The organism is Catenulispora pinistramenti (assembly GCF_018274385.1).
Taxonomy (GTDB): domain Bacteria; phylum Actinomycetota; class Actinomycetes; order Streptomycetales; family Catenulisporaceae; genus Catenulispora; species Catenulispora pinistramenti.
Genome location: NZ_JAAFYZ010000375.1, coordinates 1 through 5,568 on the forward strand (window position 1 = coordinate 1; position 5,568 = coordinate 5,568).

The 5,568-nt window shown below is 71.4% G+C and carries 7 protein-coding genes; 4 read left to right on the forward strand and 3 right to left on the reverse strand.

The window, feature by feature from the left end:
* Positions 1-48 precede the first annotated feature (48 nt).
* The 3 genes from KGQ19_RS47085 to KGQ19_RS47095 all read right to left on the reverse strand — a co-directional run bounded on the left by KGQ19_RS47085 (position 49) and on the right by KGQ19_RS47095 (position 2,299).
* The gene (locus KGQ19_RS47085; RefSeq protein ID WP_212021885.1) at positions 49-345 is read right to left on the reverse strand and encodes a hypothetical protein; all 297 of its coding nucleotides are present in this window, start codon (positions 343-345) and stop codon (positions 49-51) included.
* 7 nt (positions 346-352) lie between these two features.
* Positions 353-778: a DUF948 domain-containing protein gene (locus tag KGQ19_RS47090; protein WP_194895522.1), complete on the reverse strand. Its 426-nt coding sequence runs from the start codon at positions 776-778 to the stop codon at positions 353-355.
* A gap of 141 nt (positions 779-919) precedes the next feature.
* Complete coding sequence (locus tag KGQ19_RS47095) at positions 920-2,299, reverse strand: replication-associated recombination protein A (RefSeq protein WP_212021887.1); 1,380 nt, start codon at positions 2,297-2,299, stop codon at positions 920-922.
* A 52-nt stretch (positions 2,300-2,351) separates the two neighbouring features.
* Between KGQ19_RS47095 and KGQ19_RS47100 the strand changes: the two genes are divergently transcribed.
* The 4 genes from KGQ19_RS47100 to KGQ19_RS47115 all read left to right on the forward strand — a co-directional run bounded on the left by KGQ19_RS47100 (position 2,352) and on the right by KGQ19_RS47115 (position 5,552).
* Positions 2,352-3,155: a GNAT family N-acetyltransferase gene (locus tag KGQ19_RS47100; RefSeq protein WP_212021889.1), complete on the forward strand. Its 804-nt coding sequence runs from the start codon at positions 2,352-2,354 to the stop codon at positions 3,153-3,155.
* The gene (locus tag KGQ19_RS47105; RefSeq protein ID WP_212021901.1) at positions 3,152-3,823 is read left to right on the forward strand and encodes an ABC transporter ATP-binding protein; all 672 of its coding nucleotides are present in this window, start codon (positions 3,152-3,154) and stop codon (positions 3,821-3,823) included. Before KGQ19_RS47100 ends, KGQ19_RS47105 begins: the two co-directional genes overlap by 4 nt.
* Positions 3,824-3,976: 153 nt before the next feature.
* A complete protein-coding gene (locus KGQ19_RS47110) occupies positions 3,977-4,738 on the forward strand; it encodes an ABC transporter permease (protein ID WP_212021903.1) in 762 nt (253 codons plus the stop codon).
* 190 nt (positions 4,739-4,928) lie between these two features.
* On the forward strand, positions 4,929-5,552 hold the full coding sequence (locus KGQ19_RS47115; RefSeq protein ID WP_212021905.1) for a hypothetical protein: 624 nt from the start codon (positions 4,929-4,931) through the stop codon (positions 5,550-5,552).
* Positions 5,553-5,568 lie beyond the last annotated feature (16 nt).

The window sequence follows — 5,568 nt, forward strand, 5'->3', positions numbered from 1 at the left end:
TGTGTATAAGAGACAGGTCGGCCGGGGTAGGGGCGGCGACGACCGGCCCTAGATAGCTCGCGCCTCCTTGGAGGAACCGTCACCCTTCTTCGGGTCGTCGCTCGCGGGCACGTCGATGCCCAGCGCGACGTTCAGTTCCTCCTCGCGGTCGTGCGCCCGCTCGCGCACGTCCTCGAAGAACTCCTTGACCGAGTCCAGCAGACCACCGCCGGAGACGGCGGCCCGGTCCGCGAGCCCCGCGGGGGTCAGCTCCTTCGCGGTCGCGGTGACCTTGCGGAAGACCAGCACTCCCGCGGTCGCGCCCATGGACACCCAGAAGAGCCGGCGCACAGTTCCAGTGAACATCAGAACGTCATCCCTTCTTCTTGTCCGCGCGACGGGCCTTGCGGTCCGCCTTCAGCTCCGCCTTGACCCTTTTGGCCACGTCCTCATTCTTACGCGAGGTGATGGCCGCGCGCACCCCATAACTGAACGAGGCCACCTTCACCAGCGGGCCGCCGATCGCCGAGGTGGCGGTGGAGACCAGCCCGGAGACGTTCTTCGACATCGTCTCGACGTTGTCGGTGATGGCGTCGACCTTGACCAGCTGGGCGTTGCCGTTCTTGACGGTGTCGGTGATCTCGTTCAGGAGCGGGACGGTCTCCTGGGTGATGCCGGCGACCAGCTTGGTCGTCTCCTTCAGCACTTCGGCCACCCGAACCAGGACGAAGGCGAAGAAGAGCACTCCGATCGCGAAGAAGATCGCGAAGATCAGTCCGACAATCGCGCCAGCGGACACCAGGGACTCCCTGAGTTGTTATTGGTATTGACGACACGCTCTGTTTGAGCGATACACAGTGTTTGAGTTTGAGGACAGCACCTTATCGCGCGGCGGGGGGTGTGAAGCACGGGGCTCGGCGGCGTTGGGCCGTCCGGCGTGTCAGGAGGCTTCGGAGCCCGCGTCGGGCGCGGAGCCGTCCAGCAAGGCCCTGACCCGCTCGTAGACGTCGGAGTAGCGGGCCTCGGCGCCGTGCCGGGTGGGCTCGTAGTAACGCCGGTCCTTCACGGCGTCCGGCGCGTACTGCTGCGCGGCCACGCCGCCGGGGACGTCGTGGGCGTAGATGTAGCCCTGGCCGTGGCCCAGGGACTGGGCCCCGGAGTAATGAGCGTCACGCAGATGCGGCGGCACCGGGCCGGCCAGACCCTTGTGCACGTCGTCCAGGGCCGCTCCGATGGCCTTCACCGCGGAATTGGACTTCGGGGCCAGCGCCAGGTGGATCACCGCGTGCGCCAGCGTGATCTGCGCCTCGGGCCAGCCGATGAACGACACGGCCTGCATCGCGGCCACCGCGACCTGCAGCGAGCTGGGATCGGCCATGCCGATGTCCTCGCTGGCCGAGATCACCAGGCGGCGGGCGATGAAGCGCGGGTCCTCCCCGGCGTCCACCATGCGGGCCAGGTAGTGCAGCGCGGCGTCCGCGTCGCTGCCGCGCACCGACTTGATGAAGGCGCTGGTGACGTCGTAGTGCTGGTCGCCGTCCCGGTCATAGCGGACCGCGGCCCGGTCGACCGCCTGCTCCAGGATGTCCAGGGCGAGCTCGGCCGGAGCCGCGCCCTCGGCCGCCGCGAGCGCCCCGGCCGCCCCGGCTTCCAGCGCGGTCAGGGCCCGGCGGGCGTCGCCGCCGGCGATGCGCAGCAGGTGGGCCTCGGCGTCCTCGGGCAGCGTGACCTTCCCGCCCAGGCCGCGCTCGTCCTGGACCGCACGGTGGATCACCTCGCGGATGTCGTCCTCGGTGAGCGGCTGCAGGGTCAGCAGCAGCGAGCGGGACAGCAGCGGGCTGATGATGGAGAAGTGCGGGTTCTCGGTGGTCGCGGCCACCAGCGTGACCCAGCGGTTCTCGACCGCGGGCAGCAGAGAGTCCTGCTGGGCCTTGGAGAAGCGGTGGATCTCGTCCAGGAACAGCAGGGTCTCGCGGCCGTACATGCCCAGCTCCCGCTTCGCGCGGTCCACCACGGCCCGGACCTCCTTGACGCCCGCGTTGATCGCGGACAGCTCGGCGAAGGTGCGGTCGGTGGCGTTGGCCAGCACGTAGGCCAGGGTGGTCTTGCCGGTGCCGGGCGGGCCCCAGAGCAGGATCGAGGACGGCACGGTGACGCCGTCGGCGGCCTTGACCAGCCGCCACAGCGGGGAACCGGCTCTGAGCAGGTGTTTCTGCCCGACGATCTCGTCCAGGGTCCGAGGCCGCATGCGGACCGCGAGCGGGGCCGCCGTCCTGGCCTTCTCGGTGCCCGCCTCCTCGAACAAGTCCAGCTGCTCCACGTCACGACCTTAGCGCCCCGGGCTGACAGAGCCATAAGTCACAATGATCGCCATGACGGGAGACACCGACATGACGGAACCGGTGATACGGCGCCTGGAGTCGGCCGAGGAGTTGTTCGCGGCCGCCGGGGGCGACTACCTGCTGCGCTCGGACGCCGCCCCGGAGGAGTCGCTGGAGCAGCAGGGCGTGGCCTGGGCGGCTGCCGACGGCGGCTTCGCCTTCGGCGGCTCGCAGGACGGCCCCGGCCTGGTCGACTGGCTGACCGTGATCGGGACGCCGGAGACGGCCGGCGCGCTGCTGCGGCACGCGCTGGAGTCGCTGCCGCGGCGGCCGTACGGCTTCTCCGTGCCGCGCGGCACGGACCTGCGGGCGCTCGACTTCTCGGAGCCGGAGACGTGGGACTTCATGGCCTTCGACCCGGCCTGGGGCGTCGAGCTGCCGACGCTGCCCGCCGAGGCGCGGGTCACCGAGCTGCTGCCGTCCCCCGCGGCCGACGCCGAGATCGGCGACTTCCTGAAGCTCGCGAACCCCTCGCACTCGGCCAAGCCGGGCTGGGACGCGATCCAGACGTGGGGCGTGGTGCGGGACGCCGAGGGCGCGCTGCTGGCGTGCGGGGCATACTGCCGACGCGACGGCGGCAACGGGTACCTGGCGTCGATAGGGACCCGGCCCGACACCCGCGGCCAGGGCCTCGGCGCGGCGGTGTCGGCCTGGCTGACCCGCCGATCGATGGCGAACGCCGACGGTTTCTGCGCCCTGGGCCACTGGCACCCGAACGAGCCCGCGCGGCGGATCTACGCGCGCCTCGGATTCCGCACGACGCACCGAATGACGAGCGGGAGGTTCGCTGCGTGAGCCGCTTCGACCTGCGCGAGGTGTGTGTCCGCCGCGACGGGCACCTGATCATCGACCGGGTGACGGCCACCATCGCCCCCGGCCGCTGCACCGCCCTGGTCGGCCCCAGCGGCGCGGGCAAGACGACGCTGCTGCGGCTGTTCAACCGGCTTGACGACCCGAGCACCGGCACCGTGCTGCTGGACGGGGCGCCGCTGGAGACGCTGGACGTGCTGGCGCTCCGCCGCCGGGTGGGGCTGGTCGGCCAGCGTCCGGTGCTGGTGACCGCGTCGGTGCGGGAGGAGTTGCGGGTCGGCGCGCCCCAGCTGACCGACGGGGAGGCGCTCGGCTTGCTCAAGCGGGTCGGGCTGCCGGAAGAGTTCCACGAGCGGCCGACCGAAGGCCTGTCAGGGGGCGAAGGCCAGCGGGTCTGCCTGGCCCGCACACTCGCGGTCGGGCCGGAGGTACTACTGCTGGACGAGCCGACCTCGGCCCTGGACCCAGAGGCCGCGGCCGCGGTGGAGGACACGCTGTGCGGACTGATGGGTGGCGGGCTGACAGCGATCCTGGTCAGCCACAGCGCGGCGCAGGTGCAGCGGATGGCCGACGACGCGCTGGTGCTGCGCAAGGGGCAGCTGGTGGAGAACGGGCCGGTCGCCGAGGTGCGCTATGTGAACGGCGGCGGGTGAGCGGGGACAGGTGAGTGGGGACAGGTGTGCGCTGTCGGCGGCCGAATCGCACGGAATCCGGCCGACAGACCGCCGACACTCGTCTACTCCGCGAGCCGATGCTGATCCGGCCGCGCCGATCGCCCGCAGCCCCGCGGCACCTAAACTCGCGGCATGAGCAGCCCCGCGGTACCGGAATGGACCGGCGTAGCCCTGTCCGTCAGCCTCGTCGGCCTGGCGGTGCTCATCGCCTGGCGCCAGCGCCTGGGCCTGGCGCGCGAGATCGTGATCGCCGGGGTGCGGGCCGGGATCCAGCTGTTCCTGGTCGGCGCGGTCCTGCTGTTCCTGTTCAAGCACGCGGGCCTGCCCGGCGGGTTCGCGTGGCTGGCGGTCATGGTGGTCATCGCCGGGCAGGTGGCGGGGCGGCGGGGCAAGGGGCTGCGGCACTCGCGTTACGTCGCCACCGCGGCTGTGGCGATCGCCGCCGCGGTGACCATGGGCGTGCTGATGGCGTTCGGCGTCATCCAGACCACGCCGCGGGTGGTGGTGCCGGTCGGCGGGATGGTGGTGAGCGGGTCGATGGCGGCGACCGGGGTCACCCTGTCGCGGATGATGGCCGAGGCGCGGGGGCAGCGGGCGGCCATCGAGGCCCGGTTGTCGCTGGGGCTCAGCGCGGCCGCGGCGTTCGCGCCGCATCGCCGGGAGTTGCTGCGGACCGCCTTGATCCCGACGCTGGACTCCACGAAGGTGGTCGGCCTGATCAGTCTGCCCGGGGCGATGACCGGGCTGATCCTGGCCGGGGTGTCACCGGAGGTGGCGATCCGGTATCAGATCGTGGTGATGTACATGCTGCTGGCCGCCGCGGTGATGGCCGCGTTGGCCGCCGCGGAGCTGGGGCAGCGGATGCTGTTCACGCCCGCACAACAGCTGCGGTAGGGATTTCGAGGCGGGAGGGCCGAGGCCTCGGATACGGAATGCCATCGTGGCCCGATCGTGTGACTGAGCCACAACCCCCTGCTCAGCCGCCATGCGGACGGCCGCGTCCGCCCTTCGAACACTGTCAGATGCTCAATAGCGGCCGTCCGTTAATCGCACTCTCAGGCTGGTATGCCTAAGCTCCACTCCCATGACTACGCCAAGCACCGACAGCGTCGACGCCACCGACGACGCGGTCCTCGAGGCCGAGACCGAGACCGCCGCCGTTCCGGCAGCCGACAAGACCGCCTCCGCCTCCGTGGCGGACGACATCGCGCCCGACGAGATCGTCCCGGAACTCGTCGAGGACGAGGACGACTATCTCGACGCCGACCTGGCCCCGGAGCCGGAGCGCACCGGCTCCGGCATCGCCACCGGCGCGGCCGCGATCGTGGCCGCCGGCCTGGCCCTGACCTCGATGGGCGGCAGCTGGCTGGGCGACGTCCTGGCCCAGCGGCAGACCCTGATCGGCCAGATCAACACCGCCAACTCGGCCGCCGACGCGATCATCAAGCAGCGCTACACCGAGCCCTGGCACAAGACCGCGCTGGTCGGCATCTGGTTCGCCGTGGCGGCCATGCTGGTCGCCGCCGCGACCCTGTTCGTCGGCGAGTTCTTCGCCAAGCGCCCGGCCCCGACCTGGGTCCGCGCCCTGACCTGGGGCGCCCTGGCGCTCGGCATCGTCGGGCTGGGGGTGTCGGCCGCGATGTACTTCGACGTCTTCACCGGGACCATCTCGGTGCCGGCCGGCTCGGCGAGCACCGGCGGGCAGTAGCCGCACCCCGCCCGCC

Coding starts and splice junctions, on each gene's coding strand:
- KGQ19_RS47110 (WP_212021903.1), top strand. CDS start 3,977: ATGAGCAGCCCCGCGGTACCGGAATGGACCGGCGTAGCCCTGTCCGTC.
- KGQ19_RS47100 (WP_212021889.1), top strand. CDS start 2,352: ATGACGGGAGACACCGACATGACGGAACCGGTGATACGGCGCCTGGAG.
- KGQ19_RS47115 (WP_212021905.1), top strand. CDS start 4,929: ATGACTACGCCAAGCACCGACAGCGTCGACGCCACCGACGACGCGGTC.
- KGQ19_RS47085 (WP_212021885.1), bottom strand. CDS start 345: ATGTTCACTGGAACTGTGCGCCGGCTCTTCTGGGTGTCCATGGGCGCG.